Below are 20,286 nucleotides of genomic sequence, written 5' to 3' on the forward strand. Positions count from 1 at the left end.
CATGGTCGTCCGCGCCCGGCCCCTGCAGACCTTCCCGGCCGCGCGTCTCCCGGCGCCCGGGCACCGGCTGCTCCTCGCCTACGGCTGGGTCATCGGCCCGCTCCTGGCCGGTTACCTGTTCCTGGACCGGGCCTTCGCCTACCTCCACGTCCCGGGGACGCCGCTCTACGTCGGAGAGCTGGTGCTCGTCCTCGGTGTCGTGGCGGTGCTCGCCTCCACCGGCTACCTCAGGGTGCCGCTGCGGGACGAGTCGATCCTCGCGCTGCTCGCCCTGTTCGTGCTGTGGGGGCTGGCGCGATCGTTGCCCGGCCTCGGCGAGTACGGCATCGACACGATCCGCGACTCGGCCGTGTGGTACTACGCCGTCTTCGCGTTCCTGATCGTGGCGGCGCTCGCCCGGGCGCCCGAGCTGCTGGACCGGCTGCTGGACGGGCTGGCCCGACTCACGCCGTGGCTGCTGCTGTGGCTGCCGGCCGCCGTGCTGCTCGTCCCGTTCGCCGCGAGCGCGCCCGAGGTGCCGTTCAGCGACGTGTCGGTGCTGTCGCACAAGTCCGGCAACGCGGCGGCGGCGGCACTGCTCGTCCTGGCCGGGATGTGGCTGTCGCCGCGGCGGGTCCGCGCGCGGACGGCGTGGAGCCTGCTGGCGCTCCTGGTCATCGCACTGGTCGCCACGCAGAACCGTGGTGGCCTGCTCGGCGCCGCGGCGGGGGCGATGGTGTGGCTGGCGTTCCACAGGGACCGCCTGCGAATCGTCGCGAAGGCGGCCGCGCTGATCACGATCGGTGTCACGTTGATCAGCCTGCTCGAGGTGAGCGTGCCGGTCGGTGGCCTGCAGGGCCGCGCGTTCTCCACGGCCCAACTCGTCGACAACGTGCGCAGCATCTTCGGCTCGGAGGTGGAGGGCAACCTCCTGGGCACCGTCGGCGGGCGCGAGGAGCTGTGGACCCGGGTGATCGAGCGGCAGGTGGCGGAGGACCAACTGCTGACCGGGGCCGGGTTCGGCCCCAACCTGGCCAGTGAGGTCGGCATCCTGGATGCGGGTACGGACGCGCTGCGCACCCCCCACAACTCGCACCTCAACATCCTGGCCCGCATGGGGGTACTCGGGTTCGCGCTCTGGGTGGCCGTGTGGGTCGGCTGGTACTGGCGCATGGTGCACGGGGTGCGCCGCCTCCAGCGGCTGGGTCTGGGCCGGCGCCGGCAGGCTGCGGGACTCAGCCTGAGCTTCGCGACCGCGGTGCTCGTGTCCACGTTCTTCGACCCGCAGCTCGAAGGTGCGCAGGTCGCCGCGTTGTTGTGGACGATGTTCGGGGTCGGGGTCGCGGTGACGAGCCGGAGTCCCCGGTTCGACGGCGCGCTGCGCTCCGGCGCGCCGGAGGTGCCGCGGAGCGGGGGGACCTGATGATCCGCCGGCCGGCCTCGTGGTGTGTCGTCCCCCTGGTCGCGCTGCTCGTGGCCACCGTCGCGGTACTGGCCGCGGCAGCCGCCCCCACCGGGCCCGACACGCCGGGGCCCGTCGGTCCGGTCGGTCCGTCGGCCAGGACGTGCGAGGGCGTCCGGGTCCGGACCACGGACGACATCCAGCAGGTGATCGACGCGCACCCGCCGGGAACGACGTTCTGCCTGGCAGCCGGGCGCCACCGGGTCGTCGAGCCGGTCGTCCCACGCCGGGGGGACGTCATCGTCGGTGAGCTCGGCGCCGTGCTGAGCGGCTCGATCGAGCTGGTCGGGTGGCGGCGCACCGATGCTGGTTGGTCCACCGGCGGCAGGCTGCCGGACGAGCCCAGCAGCAACGGGGAGTGCGCGGACGCCACGCCGTTGTGCCGTCTCGCCGAGGACGTCTTCGTCGACGGCCGGCGGCTGGACCGGGCCCCGACGCAGGACGGGGTGCGCCCGGGGACCGTTTTCGCGGACTACGGGACCGGGACGATCACCATCGGTGACGATCCGACCGGCCGGCTGGTCGAACAAGCGGTGGCACCCAGCCTCGTCAACGCCGTCGTCGACGACGTCACCGTCGAGAACCTGGTGCTGGAGCAGGCCGCCAACGAGGCCCAGTTCGGCGCGATCGAGACCCGTCAGGCCGAGCCCGAGGCCGTCGGCTCGGGCTGGACGATCCGCAACAACGAGGTCAGGTCCAACCACGGAGTGGGGATCGGCTTCGGCGGCGGCAGCCTGGTCGCGGCGAACTCCATACACGACCAGGGCCAGCTGGGCTTCGGCGCTTGGGGCGACGGTTCGACGGTGCGGGACAACGACATCGTCAACAACGGGATCGCGGGCTACTCCTTCGAGTGGGAGGCCGGCGGTAGCAAGAGCTGGCTCACCCGGGACCTGTCCATCGTCCACAACAGGGTGCACGACAACCGCGGTCCGGGCCTGTGGACCGACGGGGGCAACCTGCGGACGACCTACGAGTACAACGTCGTGACCGGCAACGACGGGGCCGGGATCCAGCACGAGATCAGTTACGACGCCACGATCGCCCACAACGAGATCGCCGGTAACGGGCGCGTGCACAAGGGGTGGGGCTGGGAGGCGGGGATCCAGATCCAGTCCTCGGGTTCGGAGTGCGGCCGGATCGACGTCGCCCACAACACCGTCACCGGTGGGGCCAACGGGATCGTGCTGATCGAGAGCGGCGACCGTGCCTGGGAGGATCCGGCGCCGCACGGCCCTCACCTGGTGCGGAACGTGTGGGTGCACGACAACACGATCACGTTCGCACCGGGCGCGAGCTCGGGTGCCGTCGAGGACGTCGACGACCCGACGGTCTTCCACGACGGCGGCAACCGGTTCGAGGCCAACACCTATCGGTTCCCGTTCCCGGACGGATCCCGCTTCTCGTGGGACGGAAGGGACCTCACCTGGGAGGAGTGGCGCGCGGCGGGCAACGACTCCACGGGGCGCTTGCTCCGAGTCGGTTCCTGACGCCGGCCGGACTCCGATGCCCGGCTCCCCGCGGTCGCCCGGCTCAGCGTTCGTGCTCCGGCCCGCCGCCGACCACGCCGGCGATCGCCGTCTGCAGCGGGTTGCGCCGCACCTCGGCGCCGACCGTCCACGGCATCCACGGGCAGTTCCCGGACCGGTACATCGCCTCCAGCGCGGTGCGCTCCTTGGGGGTGTCGGCCGGGTGCCAGAAACCGCGGTGCCGGTAGGCCATCATCCGGCCCTGCGCGGTCAGCGGCACGCACGCGTCCGCGATGAGGTCGCCGTTCTCCGGCAGGTGGTCGAAGATCTCCGGGCGGAGCGCGAAGTAGCCGCCGTTCTCCCACAGCGGCATCTGCTGCAGCGTGCGGATCGACGCGATCCGGTCGGCGTGGCCGAGTTCGACGCAGTGGAAGGCGGACTGCGGTGGCACGGCGACGAGTGCGCCGACGGCGTTGCTGGCCTTGAACGCGTCGATCATGTCGTTCAGCGGCAGGTCGGTGAGCACGTCGGCGTAGTTGGCGAGGAAGATCTCCTCGTTCTCGACGTGCGAGCGCACCCGCCGCAGCCGCTCGCCGATCGGCGAATCGAGGCCGGTGTGCACGAAGGTGATCGTCCAGTCGCGGATGTCGGTGCTCAGCAGCTCCACCTCGCCGTCGTGCAGCACGAAGTCGTTGGAGGCGGTCTCGGCGTAGTCCAGGAAGTACTTCTTGATGTGCTCGGCCCCGTAGCCGAGGCACAGCACGAAATCGGTGTGGCCGTGGTGGGCGTAGAAGCGCATGACGTGCCACAGCAGCGGCCGCGGCCCCACGGTCGTCATGGGTTTCGGCAGGTCGGTGATGCCGTCGCGCATGCGCATGCCGTATCCGCCGCAGAACAGGACGACCTTCATGTTCGCTCCTCGCCGACGAGTCGCATCGTTTCCCACTGAGATCTCGCCCGGCGAACACCCTTCGTTAGCCGATCGGCGACCGAATGGTGAAAGAGTATTTCCCGATCTTGTGAAAAAACTGCTGATCGGCTACCCAGCGTGGCGGGTGGCTCGATCAGCCGAGCACGCGCATGGCCGGGTCCAGCTCCCCGGCCCGCCGCCGGCGGTCGAGCACCGCGAGCCGGGTGAACGTGTTGTCGAACGCGTCCTGGGTGAGACCACGTGCCCGGTACTCCCGGGCCAGTTGGCGCGCGCCCTCCGGGATCGTCCAGCGCGCCTCGAAGTCGAGCGCCTTGCGCGCGCGGGAGAAGTCGACCCGGTACGAACGCGGGTCGGCACCGGTCTCGCCGGTGATCTCCAGCCGGGAACCGGGCACGGCCTCCACCACCGCCGCGGCGATCTCGGCGACCGTGCGGTTGTTCTCCTCGGTCCCGATGTTGAAGGCGCGGGCCCGCACGGCGTCGGCCGGGGCCGCCAGTCCGGCGATCACCGCGCCGGCGATGTCCTGGGCGTGCACCAGCGGCCGCCACGGCGTCCCGTCCGACAGCACCGTGACCCGACCGGTCAGCACCGCCCGCCCGACCAGGTTGTTGAGCACGATGTCCGCGCGCAGGCGCGGCGAGAAGCCGAACGCGGTCGCGTTGCGCAGCGAGAACGGCACGAAGTCGCGGTCGGCCAGCTCGACCAGGTCGTCCTCGACGCGGACCTTCGACACCGCGTACGGGGTCACCGGCTTGAGCGCGGCGTCCTCGTCGACCAGGTCGTCGCCGCCCTGCGCGCCGTACACCGAGCAGGTGGAGGCGTAGGCGAACCGGGACACGCCGGCCTCCTTCGCCAGTCGGGCCAGCCGCGCGGAGGCGTGGTGGTTGATGTCGTAGGTCACCTCGGGGGCGAGGGAACCCAGCGGGTCGTTGGACAGCGCCGCGAGGTGCACGACCGCGTCGAAGCCGGTGAGCTGCTCGACGGTGAGGTCGCGGATGTCGGCGCGGATGCCCGGGACGTCCGGGACGTCGAGACCGCCGAGCACGCAGTCGGCGAACAGGCCGCTGTCCACGCCGGTCACGTCGTGCCCGGCCGCGGCGAGCAGCGGGGCCATCACGGTACCCAGGTAGCCCTGGTGTCCGGTCAACAGAACGCGCACGGGGCCCATCCCTCCGTCGGTCGTTGCTGTGGGGGGCAAGTCGTCGGGCCGGGCCGTGCTGTTACCGGCACCACAGCTCACCCGATGTCGTCGAGCGCGGCCATCGGGGCGGGGCCGAGCACCACCTTGGCGAGGTGGAACGCCTCCGCGTAGCGCGCCCGGCACTGCACGCCCCGGATGCGGGCCAGGCTGGTGAAGGACTCGGCGTCGAACCAGCTGCGGTCGCGCTGCGAGCCGTAGTGCCGGTGCAGCTTCTCGACCTTCTCGCGCAGCACCGGCTCGGCGAGCGGCAGGTACGCGGTGGGCTGGAGCAGGTCGCCCTCCCACTTCAGGACCTCGTAGCCGAGCGTGAGGTGGTCGCGGAAGGCGGTCGGGACCAGTTCGGCGAGGGCCCGGTGGTCCTGGTGGGCGTCGTGCGGTGCCGGGGCGAAGATCAGGTCCGGCTCGCCGCGGGCGCTCAGCTCCTCCAGCGCCAGCTTGACCCGCTCCCACCGGATCGGCACGCGGCCGTCCGGGAGGTCGAGCACGGTGACGTCGAGCTCCGCGCCCGGGCAGAACGCGGTCAGCGCGGTCTGCTCCTCCTCCTCGCGCAGCGACCCGCCCCCGGTCAGCACCAGCGCCGAGACCCCGACCCCCGGATGCGCCCGGCACAGCTCCAGCAACGACCCACCGGCGCCGATCGCGATGTCGTCGCAGTGCGCGCCCACGGCCAGGATGCGGTCGAGGCGCTGGGGCAGCAGGCTCAGCACGGTCCGGTCCTCACGGGACCACCTCGAGGGCGGGGATCGGGAAGACCAACCGCCCACCCCACTGGCGCACGTAGGCCAGCTGCTCGACGAGCTCGCGGCGCAGGTTCCACGGCAGGACGAGCACGTAGTCGGGCCGGTCCTCGGCGATGCGCTCCGGCGGGAGCACCGGGATCCGGGTGCCCGGTGTGAAGCGCCCGTGCTTGTACGGGTTGCGGTCGACGGTGTAGGCGAGCAGGTCGGGGCGGATGCCGCAGTAGTTGAGCAACGTGTTGCCCTTGCCCGGCGCGCCGTACCCGACGACCGTGCGACCGGCCCGGCGCGCCTCGACCAGGAACGCCACCAGGTCGTCGCGGACCCGCGACACCGCGTCGGCGAACCCGTCGTGGCCCGCCGCCGAGTGCAGCCCGGCCGCCCGCTCGGCCGCGAGCACCTCCGCCACCCGGGCCGTCGGCGGACCGGCGACCTCGTCCGGGCGGGCCCACAACCGGATCGAGCCGCCGTGGGTGTCGAGCAGCTCGACGTCGACCACGGTCAGCCCGCCCGACGCGAGGGCACGCTGGGCCGTGAGCACCGTGTAGTACTGGAAGTGCTCGTGGTAGATCGTGTCGAACTGGGTGCGCTGCACCAGGGTCAGCAGGTGCTGCACCTCGATCGAGACCCAGCCGTCGTCGGCGACGAGCGAGCGCAGCCCGGCGGTGAACCCGACGACGTCCGGGATGTGCGCGTACACGTTGTTGAGGCAGACGAGGTCCGCGCCGCCGTGCTCGGCCCGGACGTCGGCGCCCGTCCGCGGGGTGAGGAAGGCGGTGCGCGTCGGCACGCCCTTCTCCCGCGCCGCCGCCCCCACGTTGACCGCAGGCTCGATCCCCAGGCACCTGATGCCGCGCGCGACCACGTGCTGCAGGAGGTAGCCGTCGTTGCTGGCCACCTCGACGACGAAGGAGCCGGGCCCGAGCCCCAGCCGCTCGACCGCGCCGTCGACGAAGCGGGCGGCGTGGCTCACCCAGGAGTCGGAGAACGATGCGAAGTAGGCGTACTCGGTGAACGTCTCCTCCGGCGTGATGAGCGGCGGCAGCTGCGCCAGCAGGCACCGCTCGCACACCCGGACGTGCAGCGGGTAGGTCAGCTCCGGGGCCTGGGCCGCCTCGGCGGTCAGGAACGACTCGCAGGGCGGAGTCGCGCCGAGATCGAGGAAGCTGCGCAGGTCCGCGGAGCCGCACAGCCGGCACCTGATCGTCTCGGCGCCGACCGCCGCAGCGAGGTCGGCCGGCACCGCGGTACTCGTTTCCAAGGGACACCCCCGGTCGTGTGACCGCTTCCCGCCGGAGCGTGACGGGCCGCGGGGCCGTTCCACGGAAGATGTAGCGGGGGAGCGGTGGATCGTTACGCGCCGGCACACGATCCGATCCTCCGGCAGGGACCCCGGACCCGACGCACAGCGACCAGGACCACCAGGCATCCGCTGGCCGCGGCCGCGGCCTGCGCTTACAGTCGATGGCGTGGGGACCTTCCTGGCGCGGCGCCGGCACGTCGACTTCTGCCGCACCCGCTCCGCCGTCTGAGGCCGTCCGGACCCGTCCCGTCCGACCGCCCGGCAGGAGACCCGCATGTCCTCGATCGCGATCGTCGGCGCCGGCCCGCGCGGCGTCGGCCTGCTCGAACGGCTGGCCGCCAGCGCCCCCGAGCTGCACCCCGGCGACCTCGATGTGCACCTGGTCGACCCGTACCCGGCCGGCGCCGGGCGCATCTGGCGCCACGACCAGTCGCCGCTGCTGGCGATGAACTCGATGGCCGCCGACGTCACGATGTTCACCGACGACACGGTCGTCTGCGAGGGCCCGATCGTGGCCGGGCCGTCGTTCTGGGAGTGGGCGGGGCGGACCGACCCCGACACGCTGGAACCGGCGCTGGCCGCCGAGCTGCGCGCGGTGACGGCGTCGACGTTCCCGAGCCGCCGACTGCAGAGCGAGTACCTGGGGTGGGTGCTGCGCGACGTCGCCTCCCGGCTGCCCGACGGGATGCGGGTGCACGTGCACCGCGCCACCGCCGTCGACGTCGACGACGACGGGGGCACCCAGGTCGTGCGGCTCGACGACGGCCGCGCCCTGCGGGTCGACGCGGTCGTGCTGGCCTCCGGCCACCTCGACGCCACCCCCACCGCCGACGAGCTGGCCCTGGCCGCGCGGGCCGCCGAGCACGGCCTGCGCTACCTGCCGCCCGAGCAGACCACCGACACCGACCTGTCGGTGATCGAGCCGGGCGAGACGGTGCTGGTGCGGGGGCTGGGGCTGGCCTTCGTCGACCTGGTGGTGCTGCTGTTCGAGGGCCGCGGCGGCCGGTTCGAGCCCGACGGCGACGAGCTGCGGTACGTGCCCTCCGGTGCCGAGCCGCACCTGGTGGCCGGCTCGCCCCGCGGCTCGCTCTACCACGCCAAGCCGGCCTACCAGCTGCGCGGCGGGCGCCCGCCGCTGCCGCGGTTCTTCGGCCCGGAGCAGACCGACGACGTCGTGGCGGCCGGGGAGCCGATCGAGCTGCTCGACACCATGTGGCCGCACATGGCCAAGGAACTGGCCTGGGGCTGGTACCACGAGCTGTTCCTGGGCCACCCCGACCGGGTCCGCCTCCCGTGGGAGGAGTTCGCCGACCGCTACACCGCGGCGGGCTGGGACTCCCCGGAGATGTTCGCGCTGCTGGCGGCGGCGGTGCCCGACCCGGTCGACCGGCTCGACCTCACCGCCATGAACGAGCCGCTGACCGGCCTCACCGCGACGAGCCTGGCCGCGCTGCAGCCGCAGGTCCGCGCCCGCATCGAGGAGGACCTGCGCCAGCACACCGACCCCGCGCACACGTCCCACCTGGGGATGTTCGTGGCGATGCTGTCGGTGTACGGCGAGGTGGGCCGGTTGCACGCCGCCGGGGTGCTGTCGGCCCGGTCGCGCGCGTTCGACCTGAGCCGCTGGCAGGGCTTCTTCAACTCCGCGGCCAGCGGACCGCCCGGCTTCCGGGTGCGCCAACTCCTGGCGCTCTCCCACGCCGGGTACGTCGACTTCCTCGGCGCCGGAATGCTCGTCGACGTCGCCGAGGACGGCTTCCGCGCCGGCAGCGCGAGCCTGCCCGGGGCCGAACCGGTCCGCTCGACGATCCTCGTCGACGCCCGCCTCCCCGACCCCAGCGCCGCCCGCACCACCGACCCCCTGCTGGCCGGCCTCGTCCGCGACGGGGAAGCCGTGGAGGAGGTGCTGGTCGACGCCGACGGCACGGTGCTGCGCAACACCGGCCTGATCCAGGTCCGCCCGAGCGACGGGGCCCTCCTGCGGGCGTCGGGGGAGGTGCACCCGCAGCGGTTCGCGGTGGGGCCGCACACGACGGTCAAGGTGGCGGGGGCGTTCACGCGGCCCGGGATGAACGCGCAGAGCTTGCGCTACAACGATGCTGTGGCACGGGCGGTGTTGCGGAGTCTGGCGCCGGTGCGGGCGCGGTCTGCTGCTGCCTGACTCATCTGGTTGAGGCCTTCGGCGCTTTCTGAGGGGCCTCCGGCGGCGCCTCCGCGGCGGGCGACCTCTGATCGAGCAGGGGCTTCCGGGGGTGGAGTGGCCGCTTCGCGGCCAGCTTCGCGGTCGACCGGGAGGGCGTCTTCGCAGAGTCGCCTTGGTCTTCGCAGGGTCCACGGCACCTGCGAAGACCTCACCGCCCCTGCGAAGACCTCACCGCCCCTGCGAAGACGTCCTCAGCCGCTCCAGCGCGGCGAATGTCCCTGAACGGGGAGGGCTGTGAGGGTGCCCAACCCGGTGGCGGGTTCAGGCCGTCAGGTCCGGAGGGCGCTGGGGGCGTTGGCGTCCAGGATCCGGTGCAGGCCGTCCAGGGCGGCGGTGGGGCTCAGGGCTACGACCAGGCGGTCGGCCCCGGCCTCGGCGTAAGCGGCGACAGTGGCGGGGTCGAGGCGCCGGTTCGGGGTGACGGAGACGTGCGGCGGGTCGTCGCGGCCGGTGTCGGCGGAGGCCTTGCGCAGCGCGGTGACGTGGGCCGCGGTGTCCTCGGGGGAGAGCATGAAGCCGTACCAGCCCTGGGCGTGGCGGGCGGCCCGGCGCAGGGCAGCGGGTGCGTGCCCGCCGACGACGACGGGCAGCGGGCGCTGCACCGGGCGCGGGTGGGCGTCGACGCCGGAGAACCGGACGTGGGTGCCGTCGAAGGCGGGGGCGTCGGATTCCCACAGGGTCCGCATCGCGGCCAGGTACTCGTCGGTGCGGGTGCCGCGCTCGGCCATGGGGACGCCGATCGCGGTCAGCTCGGGTTCCAGGTAGCCGGCCCCGATGCCGACCTCCAGCCGGCCACCGGAGAGCACGTCGAGGCTGGCCAGCTGCTTGGCCAGGACCAGCGGGTTGCGCTGCGGGAGGACGATGACGCCGGTGCCGAGCCGGATGCGGCGGGTGCGGGCGGCCAGGTGGGCCAGCAGCACGATCGGGTCGAGCATCGGCTCGTCGGGGTCCAGCGGTGAGGGCGCCACGCGCGGGCTGGGCACGACCACGTGCTCGCCGGCCCACAGGGAGTCGTAGCCGAGTGCTTCGGCGCGCTCGGCGACGGCCGTGGCGGTCGCCGGGTCGGTGGCGATGGTGTGGTTGTGCAGGAAGAGGCCGATCGTCGGGGTGCTCACCGGGCCACGCTATGTCGGCGCGGGCCGGCTCGGCCCCGACGATCCGGAACCGCGGCATGCCGGACGGGCATGCCCCGTCGAGAACGACGTTGCTGTCGGATTGGACCGGTCCAACGGACAGCGACGTCGTTCTCGACGGGTGGGGTCAGGACTTGGGGGCGGCGACCTCCTCGACGGGGCGCTCGGGCTCGTCGACGACGGCCTCGCGGGGCAGGGTGCCGCTGCGGACCTTGCTGATCGCGATGGCGACGGCGGCGATCCAGATACCGGCGATGAACAGGTAGACCGTCGTGGAGGCCCAGTCGCTGACCTTCAGCGCCCGCAGGATCGTGCGGGTGTTGGTGAACACGATGATCCCGCCGACCGCGGCGCCCAGCACCGGCGCCGGGATCCTGGTCACCAGCCAGGCCGCCAGCGGCGCGGCCAGCACGCCGCCGAGCAGCAGCCCACCGATCGTCCACGGGTCGAGCACCGCGGACCCGATGCCGATCAGGAAGCCGATGCTGGCGGCCAGGGCGACCATGAACTCCGAGGTGTCCACCGAGCCGACGACGGTGCGCGGCGCGGTCTTGCCCGCGGTGAGCAGGGCCGGGGTGGCGACCGGGCCCCACCCGCCGCCGCCGGAGGCGTCGACGAAGCCGGCGACCAGGCCGAGCGGGGACAGGAACCGGGACCCGTGCGGGGAGGTCCGCGCCGTGGCGACCTTCGGCGGGCGCAGCGTGAACCTGAGCAGGACGTAGACGCCCAGCGCGAGCAGCACGCCCGCCATGTAGGGCGCCGCGTCCTCGGTGGACAGCGCGGACAGCACGGTCGCGCCGAGGAAGGCGCCGATCGCGCCGGGGACGCCGAGCCTGAGGACGAGCTTCCAGTCGACGTTGCCGAAGCGCCAGTGCGAGGCGCCGGCGGCGAGGGTCGTGCCGACCTCCGCGAGGTGCACCGACGCGCTGGCGGTGGCCGGGTTGATGCCGGCGGCCAGGAGGAGGGACGTGGACGTGACGCCGTAGGCCATGCCGAGGGCGCCGTCGACGAGTTGCGCGCCGAAGCCGACGAGGGCGTAGACGATGAGCGTTTGCATGGAGAAGCGACTCCGGTGTGCAGGGCAGCAGGGGACGCCCGGGGCGTGCCAGAACGCGCCGGGGGGAACCGCGGGGTCGGTGCCGGGTCAGTGCCGCGTCGATGCCGCGTCGGTATCGCGTGGATACCGCGTGGATACCGCGTCAGCGCGGGACGGGCCGGGCGCTCAGCGACAGAACTCGTCGAAGGCGTGGCCGCGCCGGGACGGCCAGAACAGCTCCAGGCCGGTGAAGAGGTGCCCCGTCATGGACGCGTCGGCGCCCGGCCGGTGGCCGGTGGCAGCGGTCGCGGAGGGCAGCACCCGACCATCGTCCGTGGGAAATGGCCTGGTTACAACCGGGTGTCCGCGCTGCGGGAGCACCCGCGCAAATGTCCGGACTTCTACCGGGATCGTGCGCAAACGCGGGCGCGCGGGATCGGCGCCCGTCGGGCGGGGTGATGCGGATTACGGCCGGTGTGCGGGTGACCCGTACGAGGGCCACCCGCCGCCGTTCAGGCCTCGACGACCGCCAGCGGCGCGCCGACCAGCCCGGCGGCCAGCGTGTTGCCGGTGGGCGGGTCGATCAGCAGGAAGCTGCCGGTGGCCCGGATGTCGGCGTAGTCGTCCACCGGGAGCGGGTCGGCCGTGCGCAGGCTCACCATGGCGATGTCGTTGACGGTGAGCGCCTCGGGCGGGTCGACGAAGCGGACGGAGTCGACGTCGAGTCGCTCGCCCAGCGCCCCCACGATGACCTGGGTCGTGCGGGCGCCGTGCTTCAGCAGCAGCCGGGCGCCGGCCCGCAGCGGCTTGTCCGCCAGCCAGCACAGGGTGGCCTCGATCTCGGAGCCGACCCGGGGGGCGGCGCCTGCGGCGGCGATCAGGTCGCCGCGGGAGATGTCGATGTCGTCGGTCAGCCGGATGGTGACGCTGCGCCCGGCGCCGGCGGCGTCGAGCGGGCCGTCGGCGGTGTCGACGGCCGCCACCGTGGTGCGGGCGCCGCCGGGCAGCACGACGACCTCGTCGCCGGGCGAGACCGTGCCGGAGGCCACTTGTCCGGCGTAGCCGCGGTAGTCGTGCAGCGGCCCCCAGCGCTCCTCGGCGTCGGGCAGGGCCCCCGCGCGGGGGCGGATGACGTACTGGACCGGCATCCGGAACGGCGCGCTGACCTCGGGCCCGGCGACCGGCACCGACTCCAGGTGCCCGAGCAGCGTCGGGCCGTCGTACCAGGGCGTGCGCGTCGAGCGCTCGACGACGTTGTCGCCCGCCAGCGCGGACACCGGGATCACCTGCACCGCCTCGTCGGCGAACCCGACCGAGCGGGCCAGGCCGGAGAAGTCCTTGGCGATGGTGGTCAGCGTCTCCTCGTCGAAGCCGACGAGGTCGATCTTGTTGATGGCCAGCACCAGCCGGGGCACCCGCAGCAGCGCCAGGACGGCGGCGTGCCGGCGGGTCTGCTCGACGATGCCGTTGCGCGCGTCGACCAGCAGCACGGCCAGCTCGGCGGTGGAGGCGCCGGTGACGGTGTTGCGCGTGTACTGGACGTGGCCGGGGGTGTCGGCGAGCACGAACTCGCGGGTGGGCGTGCCGAAGTAGCGGTAGGCGACGTCGATGGTGATGCCCTGCTCGCGCTCCGCGCGCAGGCCGTCGACCAGCAGCGACAGGTCGGGCGTCGACATGCCCTTGTCGACCGAGGCGCGCTCGACGGCCTCGATCTGGTCGGCCAGCACCGACTTGGTGTCGTAGAGCAACCGGCCCACCAGCGTGGACTTGCCGTCGTCCACCGACCCCGCGGTGGCGAACCGGAGCAGGTCACGCGCCACTAGAAGTACCCCTCACGCTTGCGGTCCTCCATCGCGGCCTCCGACAGCCGGTCGTCGGCGCGGGTGGCGCCGCGTTCGGTGAGCCGCGACGCGGTGACCTCGTCGATGATCTCGTCCAGGGTGCTGGCGGTGGACTCCACCGCGCCGGTGCAGGAGCCGTCGCCGACGGTCCGGTAGCGCACCGACCTGAGCTCCAGGCCCTCCGCGCCGCGGGGCCCGCCCCAGGGGCCCTCGGCCAGCCACATGCCGTCGCGGCGGAAGACCTCGCGCCGGTGCGCGAAGTAGATCGACGGCAGCTCGATGCCCTCGCGCTGGATGTAGCGCCAGACGTCCAGCTCGGTCCAGTTGGAGATGGGGAACACCCGCACGTGCTCGCCGGCGGCGTGCCGGCCGTTGTAGAGGTTCCACAGCTCGGGGCGCTGGCTGCGCGGGTCCCACCGGCCGAACGCGTCGCGCAGGCTGATGATCCGCTCCTTGGCCCGCGCGCGTTCCTCGTCGCGCCGGCCGCCGCCGAAGACCGCGTCGAAGCGGTGCTCGTTGATGCTGTCGAGCAGGGGGACGGTCTGCAGGGGGTTGCGGGTGCCGTCGGGGCGCTCGGTGAGCCGGCCGTCGTCGATCCAGTCCTGGACGTGCGCGACGTGCAGGCGCAGCCCGAGGCGCTCGACGAGCCGGTCGCGGAAGTCGATGACCTCCGGGTAGTTGTGCCCGGTGTCGACGTGCAGCAGCGGGAACGGCACCGGGGCCGGGGCGAACGCCTTGACCGCCAGGTGCACCAGCAGGGTGGAGTCCTTGCCGCCGGAGAACAGGATCACCGGGCGGTCGAACTCGCCGGCGACCTCGCGGAAGATGTGGATGGACTCGGACTCCAGCGCGTCGAGCGCGTCCAGCACGGGTGCGGTCACTGGACGTGCAGCCCGCACTCGATCTTGCCGGTGCCGGCCCACCGGCCGCTGCGCGGATCGGCGCCGGGCAGCGGCTTGGCCGTGCACGGCGCGCAGCCGATGCTCGGGTAGCCCTCGGCCACCAGCGGGTTGACCAGCACGCCGTTCGCCTCGATGTAGGCCTGCATGTCCTCGTCGCTCCACGCGGCGATCGGGTTGATCTTCACCAGCCCGAACTTCTCGTCGTAGCTGATCGGCGGGGTGTTCGCCCTGGTGGGGGCCTCGACGCGGCGGACACCGGTGACCCAGGCGTCGTAGCCGCGCAGGGTGTTCTGCAGCGGGGCGACCTTGCGCAGCGCGCAGCACCGGTTCGGGTCGCGGGCGAACAGGTCCTTGCCCAGGAGGCTGTCCTGCTGGGCGACCGTGTGCTCGGCCGTCGCGTTGACCATCCGGACGTCGTAGACGTGCTCGACGGCGTCGCGGGTGCCGATGGTCTCGGCGAAGTGGTAACCGGTCTCCAGGAACAGCACGTCCACGCCGGGGGCGGCCTTGGCCGCCAGGTCGACGAGGACCGCGTCCTGCATGTTCGACGCCACGATCAGCCGGTCGCCGAACATCGCCGCGGCCCAGGTCAGCAGCTCCTCGGCGGTCGCGTCCGGGCCGAACTCGGTCGCCGCGCGCGCGGCCACCGCCCGCAGATCGGTCTCCGTCGCAACGCTCACCGTGACACCTCCGGGACTCCGATTCCGATCATCTTCACGGCGAAGGTCCGCAGGCAGCCCGCGCAGAACCAGGCCCCGTGCGGCACGCGCTCGGTCTGCTCGGCCGGGCGCAGGTCCTCCTCGCCGCAGTACGGGCAGTAGAAGGGGACCGCGCGCTCAGACATTCCGGGACCTCATCGCAGATCCGCCTCCTCGGCGCGCAGCACCCACTGCGCGAACCGCTCGCCATCGGTGCGCTGCTCGACGAACCGGCGCACGAGCCGGTCGACGTACTCGCCGAGCTCGGCGCTGGTGACCTTGAGCCCGCGCAGCTTGCGCCCGAACCCGGCGTCGAGCCCGAGCCCGCCGCCCAGGTGCACCTGGAAGCCCTCGACCTGGTTGCCCTCGGCGTCGGTGACGATCTGGCCCTTGAGCCCGATGTCGGCGACCTGGGTGCGCGCGCAGGAGTTCGGGCAGCCGTTGAGGTGGATCGAGATCGGCACGTCCGGGTGCACGTCGGCCAGGCGCTTCTCCAGGTCGTCGACCAGGCGGATGGCCCGCTCCTTGGTCTCGACGATGGCCAGCTTGCAGTACTCGATGCCGGTGCAGGCCATGGTCGCGCGCCGCCACGGCGACGGCTCGGCCTGCAGGCCCAGCGTGTTGAGCCGGGCGACGAGCGCCTCGACGTGCTCGTCGGCCACGTCCAGCACGACGATCTTCTGCTGGGCGGTGAGCCGCACCCGGCCGGAACCGGCCGCCTCCGCGGCGTCGGCCAGCTCGATCAGGGTGGTGCCGGAGACCCGGCCCGACGCGGGCGCGACGCCGACGTAGTTGCGCCCGTCGGTCTGCTTGTGCACGCCGACGTGGTCGATCGGGACCTCGGGGATCGCCGGCGCGGGACCGTCGGCCAGCGGGCGGCCGAGGTACTCCTCCTCCAGCACGCGGCGGAACTCCGCGGCGCCCCAGTCGGCGATCAGGAACTTGATCCGGGCCCGGTGGCGCAGCCGCCGGTAGCCGTAGTCCCGGAAGATCGAGATGATCCCGGCCCAGACGTCGGGGATGTCCTCAAGCGGCACCCAGGTGCCGAGCCGCTGGGCGATCTTCGGGTTGGTGGACAGCCCGCCGCCGACCCACACGTCGAAGCCGGGGCCGTGCTCGGGGTGCTCGACGCCGATGAACGAGACGTCGTTGACCTCGTGGGCCACGTCCTGCTGCCAGGAGATGGCGGTCTTGAACTTGCGCGGCAGGTTGGAGAACTCCGGGCTGCCGATGTAGCGGTCGAGGATGGTGTCGATCGCCCACGTCGGGTCGACCTTCTCGGCGGCGGAGATGCCGGCCACCGGCGAGCCGAGGATGACCCGGGGGGTGTCGCCGCAGGCCTCCGTGGTGAGCAGGCCCAGCCCCTCCAGCTTCGCCCAGATCGCCGGCATCGACTCGATCTCGATCCAGTGGTACTGGATGTTCTGCCGGTCGGTGACGTCGGCGGTGTCGCGGGCGTGGTCGCGCGAGATCTCGCCGACCGCGCGCAGCTGCTCGGTGGTCAGCGCGCCACCGTCGATGCGGACCCGCAGCATGAAGTAGCGGTCGTCGAGCTCCTCGGGCTCCAGCGCCGCGGTGCGGCCGCCGTCGATGCCCGGCTTGCGCTGGGTGTAGAGGCCCCACCAGCGCATCCGCCCGCGCAGGTCGGCGGGGTCGATCGAGTCGAAGCCGCGCTTGGCGTAGATGTTCTCGATGCGCGCGCGGACGTTGAGCCCGTCGTCGTCCTTCTTGGTGCGCTCGTTGGGGTTCAGCGGCTCGCGGTGGCCGAGCTTCCACTGGCCCTCGCCGCGCTTGCGCTTGACCGGCTGGGTGCTGGGGGGCAAGGGTGCCTCCGGTTGGCGTGCGGCACGCGACGGCGCGCGGCCGGGGCCGGGTTGTGGTGGGGGTGTCGGCTGGGCGGGAAGGGGGCGCGGTGATCGAGCCCTAGCGCCGACAGAGCGCGCTGCTGACCCGGTGCAGGTCGACGTGGCGACGGGCCACGAGACGCAGGGTGAGCGCGGACATGGGCCCCAGCGTGCCACCTGTCCGGTCATCGATCCACGGGCGTCCGCATGCTGGGAGCCGATTCACACGCCTACCCGGCCGGGGGCCCGGGAAGGCTCAGCGAGCACAGCGCCGGGCCGTCGTTGTAGACGGCCAGGTAGAGGGCGCTGCCGTCGGTGTCCAGGTTCTCCGCGCCGCGCACCCCGTCGGCCTCGCCGACCGCGCGGACCACCGTCCCGCTGGAGGGCTCCAGCGAGACGACGCCGTCGTCGTCGGCGACGTGGAACAGGCCGCCGGCCAGCACCGGCCACGTGCCGGAGTCGGTGTTCACCGGGCGGCTCCACAGCGTGCGGCCGCTGTCGATGTCGATGCCGAGCACCTCGGCCGCGGTGCTCGTGCCGACCACCCGGCCGGCGAACACCGGGCCACCGGAACCGGCGGCGGCCTTCCAGACCACGGCGCCGTCGGCGGCGCCCAACGCGTACAGGGTGTCGTCGACGGCGGACAGGTAGACCCGGTCGTCGGCGAGCAGCGGCGTCGTGCTCTCCCCGATCCCCTCGTCGATCGGTCGCGACCACACCGGCTGGCCGGTGCGCCCGTCGAGCGCGAAGAGGGTGTCGCGGTCGGCGAGGTAGACCCGTCCGCCCGCGGTGACGGGGCGCGAGTACGCGCCTTCTCCGACCTTCTCGGTGACCCGCGTCCGCCAGCGCGCCACGCCGGACGCGACGTCGACGCCGTAGGCGTAGCCCGCGTCGTCGGCCGAGTACGCGGCGTCGCCGTCCACCGCGACGCCGTACGCCCGGGTGCCGCCGAGCTCGGTCCGCCACAGCCGGGCGCCGTCGCGGGCGCCGAACGCGTGGACCGCGGCGGGACCCCCGTCCTCGCGGCCGACCAGCACGACCCGCCCCGCCCCGCCGACCGGGGCCGCCGGGTACGCCGTGAGGGTCTCGATCTCCGCGTTCCACAGCGGGGCGCCGCCGGCCAGGTCGATCGCGACGACGTCGTCGGCCAGGGCGCCGGGGAACCCCACGCAGACCCCGTCGACGGCGTTGAGCGCCGCTCCCGAGCTGATCCGCACGTTGCTGGACCAGCGCCGGCTCCCGTCGGCGGTGCTCCTGGACTCGAGGTTGCCCTCGGTGTCCTCGGCGAGCAGGACCCCGTCGAGCAGCCACGGACCCGACGCGAGCCAGGCCTGCTGGGAGGGGAGCAGCCAGCGCACCGGACCGCTCGTCCCGGGGGCGCGGTCGCGCAGGAGCACGAAGCCGACGGTGCCGAGGACCGCGGCGCCGGCGACGCCGCCGAGGAGCGCGCGCCGGGACAGCGTCCGGCGCTCCGGGCGCGGCGGGGTCAGCGGCTGCGTCGGCAGGGCGGAGAGCATGTCGGAGACGGGGTCGGGGGGCGCCGCCACCCGCCGCGGGGCCGCCATCAGCCGGGGCAGCTCCGCTGCTGCGCGGTCGATCTCGTCGGCGATCGGGTCCGGCAGCCACCGCGTGCCGTCGAGCGCTTCCCCCGTCGTCGCGACCGCGTCCGACGACCAGGCCGCCACCAGCTCGGACGTCGCCGGGCGCCGGGCCGGGTCCTTGTCCAGGCAGGCCGCCAGCTCGGCCAGCAGGGCCGGGTCGGCCACCGCGTCCAGCACCGGGGCCCCGCTGACGCTGCGCATGAGCAGTTCGTGGCTGCTCCCGCGCCCGAACGGCCCCACCCCGGTCAGCGCGTGCACGAGCAGCGCCCCGAGCGCGAACACGTCGGCCGGTGCCCCGGCGTCGGCCCCGGTGATCTGCTCCGGGGCCAGGTAGCCGGGGGTGCCGATGACGACGCCGGTGCCGGTCAGCGTGGCGAAGTCGGCGGCCCTCGCGATCCCGAAGTCGATCACCCGCGGCCCGGTCGAGGTGAGCAGCACGTTCGCCGGCTTCAGGTCGCGGTGCACGACGCCCGCCGCGTGGATGGCGCCCAGCGCCTCGGCGAGGGCGGCGCCCAGCGCCCGCACGGCGGCCGCCGGCAGCGGGCCGTGCCGGGCCACCGCGTCGTCGAGCGGGAGGCCGGGCAGGTAGGCCGTGGCCAGCCAGGGCGTCGCCGCGTCCGGGTCGGCGTCGAGCAGCGGCGCGGTGTAGGCACCGGTGACCCGGCGCGCGGCCGCGACCTCCCGGCCGAACCGGGCCCGGAACTCCCGGTCGGCGGCCAGGTTCTCGTGCACGACCTTCACCGCGACCGGTCGGCCGGCCCGGCTGCGCGCCAGGTAGACCTGGCCCATCCCGCCCGCGCCGAGGCGGGCGAGCAGCGTGTGGGGCCCGACCCGGTCGGGGTCGTCGGGCAGCAGCGGATCCACCGGCTACCCCGGCGCCTGCGCGTCGCCACCGGCCACGTCGAGCGCGAAGAACGCGCCGTCGGCGTCGGCGAAGTAGACGCTGTCGTCGGTCACGGCCGGCCGGGGGCGTTCGTCGAAGTAGCCGCCGCCGTCGAGCGGGTCGGCGGGGGCGTCGGCGGCGTCGAAGCGCCACTGCGGGCGCCCGCTCACCGCGTCGACCGCGTGGACGACGTGGTAGCCCGCGACGACGGCCCGCCCGTCCCGCACGACCGGCGGGCTGCTCGCGCCCGCCGCGACCTGCCACCCCACCGACCTGCCCGCCAGGTCCACCATCACCAGGTTGCCCGTCCCGTCGCAGAAGTAGATCCTCCCCGGCCCGGCGTCCAGCCACGGCGGGCCGCGCAGCTCGTCGGGGCTCGCGCCCGCCGTCCACAGGGCGGCGCCGGTCGCCAGGTCGAACGCGTGCACGGCGCCCGTCGCGTCGCCGCAGTAGGCGGTGCCGGCGGCCGCCGCGGCCGGGCCCGGCTCGGGGAGGGCGCCGCTCCAGCGCTGCGACCCGCTGCGCGCGTCGAGCGCCAGGAGGGCGTCCGCCGTGGACACCAGCACGGTGTCGCCGCTGACGTGCACGGGGTTGCGGCGCCGCACCGGGACCGTGCGGGTCCACCGCCGCGAGCCGGTGCCCGCGTCGAGCGCGACGACGTCGCCGGTGTCCGACGAGTCGTCGGCGGGGACGCCGAGCGCGTACACACCGCCACCGGCGACCACCGGGTCGGTGTCGGTGAAGTCGCCGACGCGCCGCCGCCAGCGCAGGTCGCCGGTCGCCGCGTCCAGCGCGTAGACGTGGCCGTCGGCGTTGGCGGCGACGAGCGTGGCGCCGTCGAGGGCGAGGGCGGCGCGGAACTCGCCGTCGCCCGGGGTGCTCCAGCGCGGCTCGCCCGTGCCGACGTCCAGGGCCCGGACGGTCCGCAGGTCGCCCACGTACACCAGGTCGGGGCCGGCGACGGGTCCCGCTCCGATGTACTCCAGCTGCGCCCGCCAGCGCAGCCGGCCGGTCCGCGGGCCGGCGACGGCCGCGGGCGCCGGGCTCGGGGTGGGGGAGGGCG

General features: G+C 73.7%; 18 protein-coding genes. 3 read left to right on the forward strand and 15 right to left on the reverse strand.

Annotated features, from left to right (window positions below):
* Position 1 precedes the first annotated feature (1 nt).
* Both KIK08_RS03660 and KIK08_RS03665 read left to right on the forward strand, forming a co-directional pair.
* A complete protein-coding gene (locus tag KIK08_RS03660; RefSeq protein WP_214401533.1) occupies positions 2 to 1,402 on the forward strand; it encodes an O-antigen ligase family protein in 1,401 nt (466 codons plus the stop codon).
* Positions 1,402 to 2,931 carry a right-handed parallel beta-helix repeat-containing protein gene (locus KIK08_RS03665; protein WP_214401534.1) on the forward strand — a complete coding sequence of 510 codons (1,530 nt, stop codon included), beginning with the start codon at positions 1,402 to 1,404 and terminating at the stop codon, positions 2,929 to 2,931. Before KIK08_RS03660 ends, KIK08_RS03665 begins: the two co-directional genes overlap by 1 nt.
* 43 nt (positions 2,932 to 2,974) lie before the next feature.
* On the opposite strand, the gene KIK08_RS03670 is transcribed toward KIK08_RS03665, so the two are convergent.
* From KIK08_RS03670 to KIK08_RS03685, 4 genes are all read right to left on the reverse strand, one after another.
* Entirely contained in the window at positions 2,975 to 3,820 is an 846-nt protein-coding gene (locus KIK08_RS03670; RefSeq protein WP_214401535.1) for a sugar phosphate nucleotidyltransferase, read from the reverse strand.
* A gap of 154 nt (positions 3,821 to 3,974) precedes the next feature.
* Positions 3,975 to 5,000 carry an NAD-dependent epimerase/dehydratase family protein gene (locus KIK08_RS03675; RefSeq protein ID WP_214401536.1) on the reverse strand — a complete coding sequence of 342 codons (1,026 nt, stop codon included), beginning with the start codon at positions 4,998 to 5,000 and terminating at the stop codon, positions 3,975 to 3,977.
* 77 nt (positions 5,001 to 5,077) lie between these two features.
* A complete protein-coding gene (locus tag KIK08_RS03680) occupies positions 5,078 to 5,749 on the reverse strand; it encodes a PIG-L deacetylase family protein (protein ID WP_214401537.1) in 672 nt (223 codons plus the stop codon).
* Positions 5,750 to 5,759: 10 nt separating this feature from the next.
* Positions 5,760 to 7,022 carry a methyltransferase domain-containing protein gene (locus KIK08_RS03685; RefSeq protein ID WP_308257366.1) on the reverse strand — a complete coding sequence of 421 codons (1,263 nt, stop codon included), beginning with the start codon at positions 7,020 to 7,022 and terminating at the stop codon, positions 5,760 to 5,762.
* Between the two features lie 334 nt (positions 7,023 to 7,356).
* Between KIK08_RS03685 and KIK08_RS03690 the strand changes: the two genes are divergently transcribed.
* Positions 7,357 to 9,243 carry an FAD/NAD(P)-binding protein gene (locus KIK08_RS03690; RefSeq protein WP_214401538.1) on the forward strand — a complete coding sequence of 629 codons (1,887 nt, stop codon included), beginning with the start codon at positions 7,357 to 7,359 and terminating at the stop codon, positions 9,241 to 9,243.
* A 311-nt stretch (positions 9,244 to 9,554) separates the two neighbouring features.
* Here KIK08_RS03690 and KIK08_RS03695 read toward each other — a convergent pair whose 3' ends face one another.
* The 11 genes from KIK08_RS03695 to KIK08_RS03735 all read right to left on the reverse strand — a co-directional run.
* Positions 9,555 to 10,400 (reverse strand): LLM class F420-dependent oxidoreductase, encoded by an 846-nt coding sequence (locus KIK08_RS03695; RefSeq protein ID WP_214401539.1) that lies wholly within the window; start codon positions 10,398 to 10,400, stop codon positions 9,555 to 9,557.
* Between the two features lie 145 nt (positions 10,401 to 10,545).
* Positions 10,546 to 11,475: a sulfite exporter TauE/SafE family protein gene (locus KIK08_RS03700; protein WP_214401540.1), complete on the reverse strand. Its 930-nt coding sequence runs from the start codon at positions 11,473 to 11,475 to the stop codon at positions 10,546 to 10,548.
* A 165-nt stretch (positions 11,476 to 11,640) separates the two neighbouring features.
* The gene (locus KIK08_RS40840) at positions 11,641 to 11,775 is read right to left on the reverse strand and encodes a hypothetical protein (RefSeq protein WP_256446095.1); all 135 of its coding nucleotides are present in this window, start codon (positions 11,773 to 11,775) and stop codon (positions 11,641 to 11,643) included.
* Between the two features lie 191 nt (positions 11,776 to 11,966).
* Complete coding sequence (locus tag KIK08_RS03705) at positions 11,967 to 13,274, reverse strand: sulfate adenylyltransferase subunit 1 (protein WP_214401541.1); 1,308 nt, start codon at positions 13,272 to 13,274, stop codon at positions 11,967 to 11,969.
* The gene (gene cysD, locus KIK08_RS03710; protein WP_214401542.1) at positions 13,274 to 14,176 is read right to left on the reverse strand and encodes a sulfate adenylyltransferase subunit CysD; all 903 of its coding nucleotides are present in this window, start codon (positions 14,174 to 14,176) and stop codon (positions 13,274 to 13,276) included. The genes KIK08_RS03705 and cysD overlap by 1 nt, the downstream gene beginning before the upstream one ends.
* Positions 14,173 to 14,877: a phosphoadenylyl-sulfate reductase gene (locus KIK08_RS03715; protein WP_214401543.1), complete on the reverse strand. Its 705-nt coding sequence runs from the start codon at positions 14,875 to 14,877 to the stop codon at positions 14,173 to 14,175. Before KIK08_RS03715 ends, cysD begins: the two co-directional genes overlap by 4 nt.
* Positions 14,874 to 15,041, reverse strand: coding sequence for an Insertion element protein (locus KIK08_RS03720; protein ID WP_214401544.1), 168 nt, complete (start codon positions 15,039 to 15,041; stop codon positions 14,874 to 14,876). The genes KIK08_RS03715 and KIK08_RS03720 overlap by 4 nt, the downstream gene beginning before the upstream one ends.
* Before the next feature lie 9 nt (positions 15,042 to 15,050).
* The gene (locus KIK08_RS03725) at positions 15,051 to 16,718 is read right to left on the reverse strand and encodes a nitrite/sulfite reductase (protein ID WP_214401545.1); all 1,668 of its coding nucleotides are present in this window, start codon (positions 16,716 to 16,718) and stop codon (positions 15,051 to 15,053) included.
* Between the two features lie 100 nt (positions 16,719 to 16,818).
* Positions 16,819 to 16,899, reverse strand: a complete 81-nt coding sequence (locus tag KIK08_RS42195) for a putative leader peptide (protein ID WP_408004635.1) — start codon at positions 16,897 to 16,899, stop codon at positions 16,819 to 16,821.
* Positions 16,900 to 16,969: 70 nt separating this feature from the next.
* Positions 16,970 to 19,204, reverse strand: a complete 2,235-nt coding sequence (locus KIK08_RS03730) for a serine/threonine-protein kinase (protein ID WP_214401546.1) — start codon at positions 19,202 to 19,204, stop codon at positions 16,970 to 16,972.
* A 3-nt stretch (positions 19,205 to 19,207) separates the two neighbouring features.
* A partial coding sequence (locus KIK08_RS03735) for an outer membrane protein assembly factor BamB family protein (RefSeq protein WP_214401547.1) occupies positions 19,208 to 20,286 on the reverse strand: 1,079 nt, incomplete at its 5' end.

It is taken from the genome of Pseudonocardia lacus, from assembly GCF_018531445.1.
Taxonomy (GTDB): Bacteria; Actinomycetota; Actinomycetes; order Mycobacteriales; family Pseudonocardiaceae; genus Pseudonocardia; species Pseudonocardia lacus.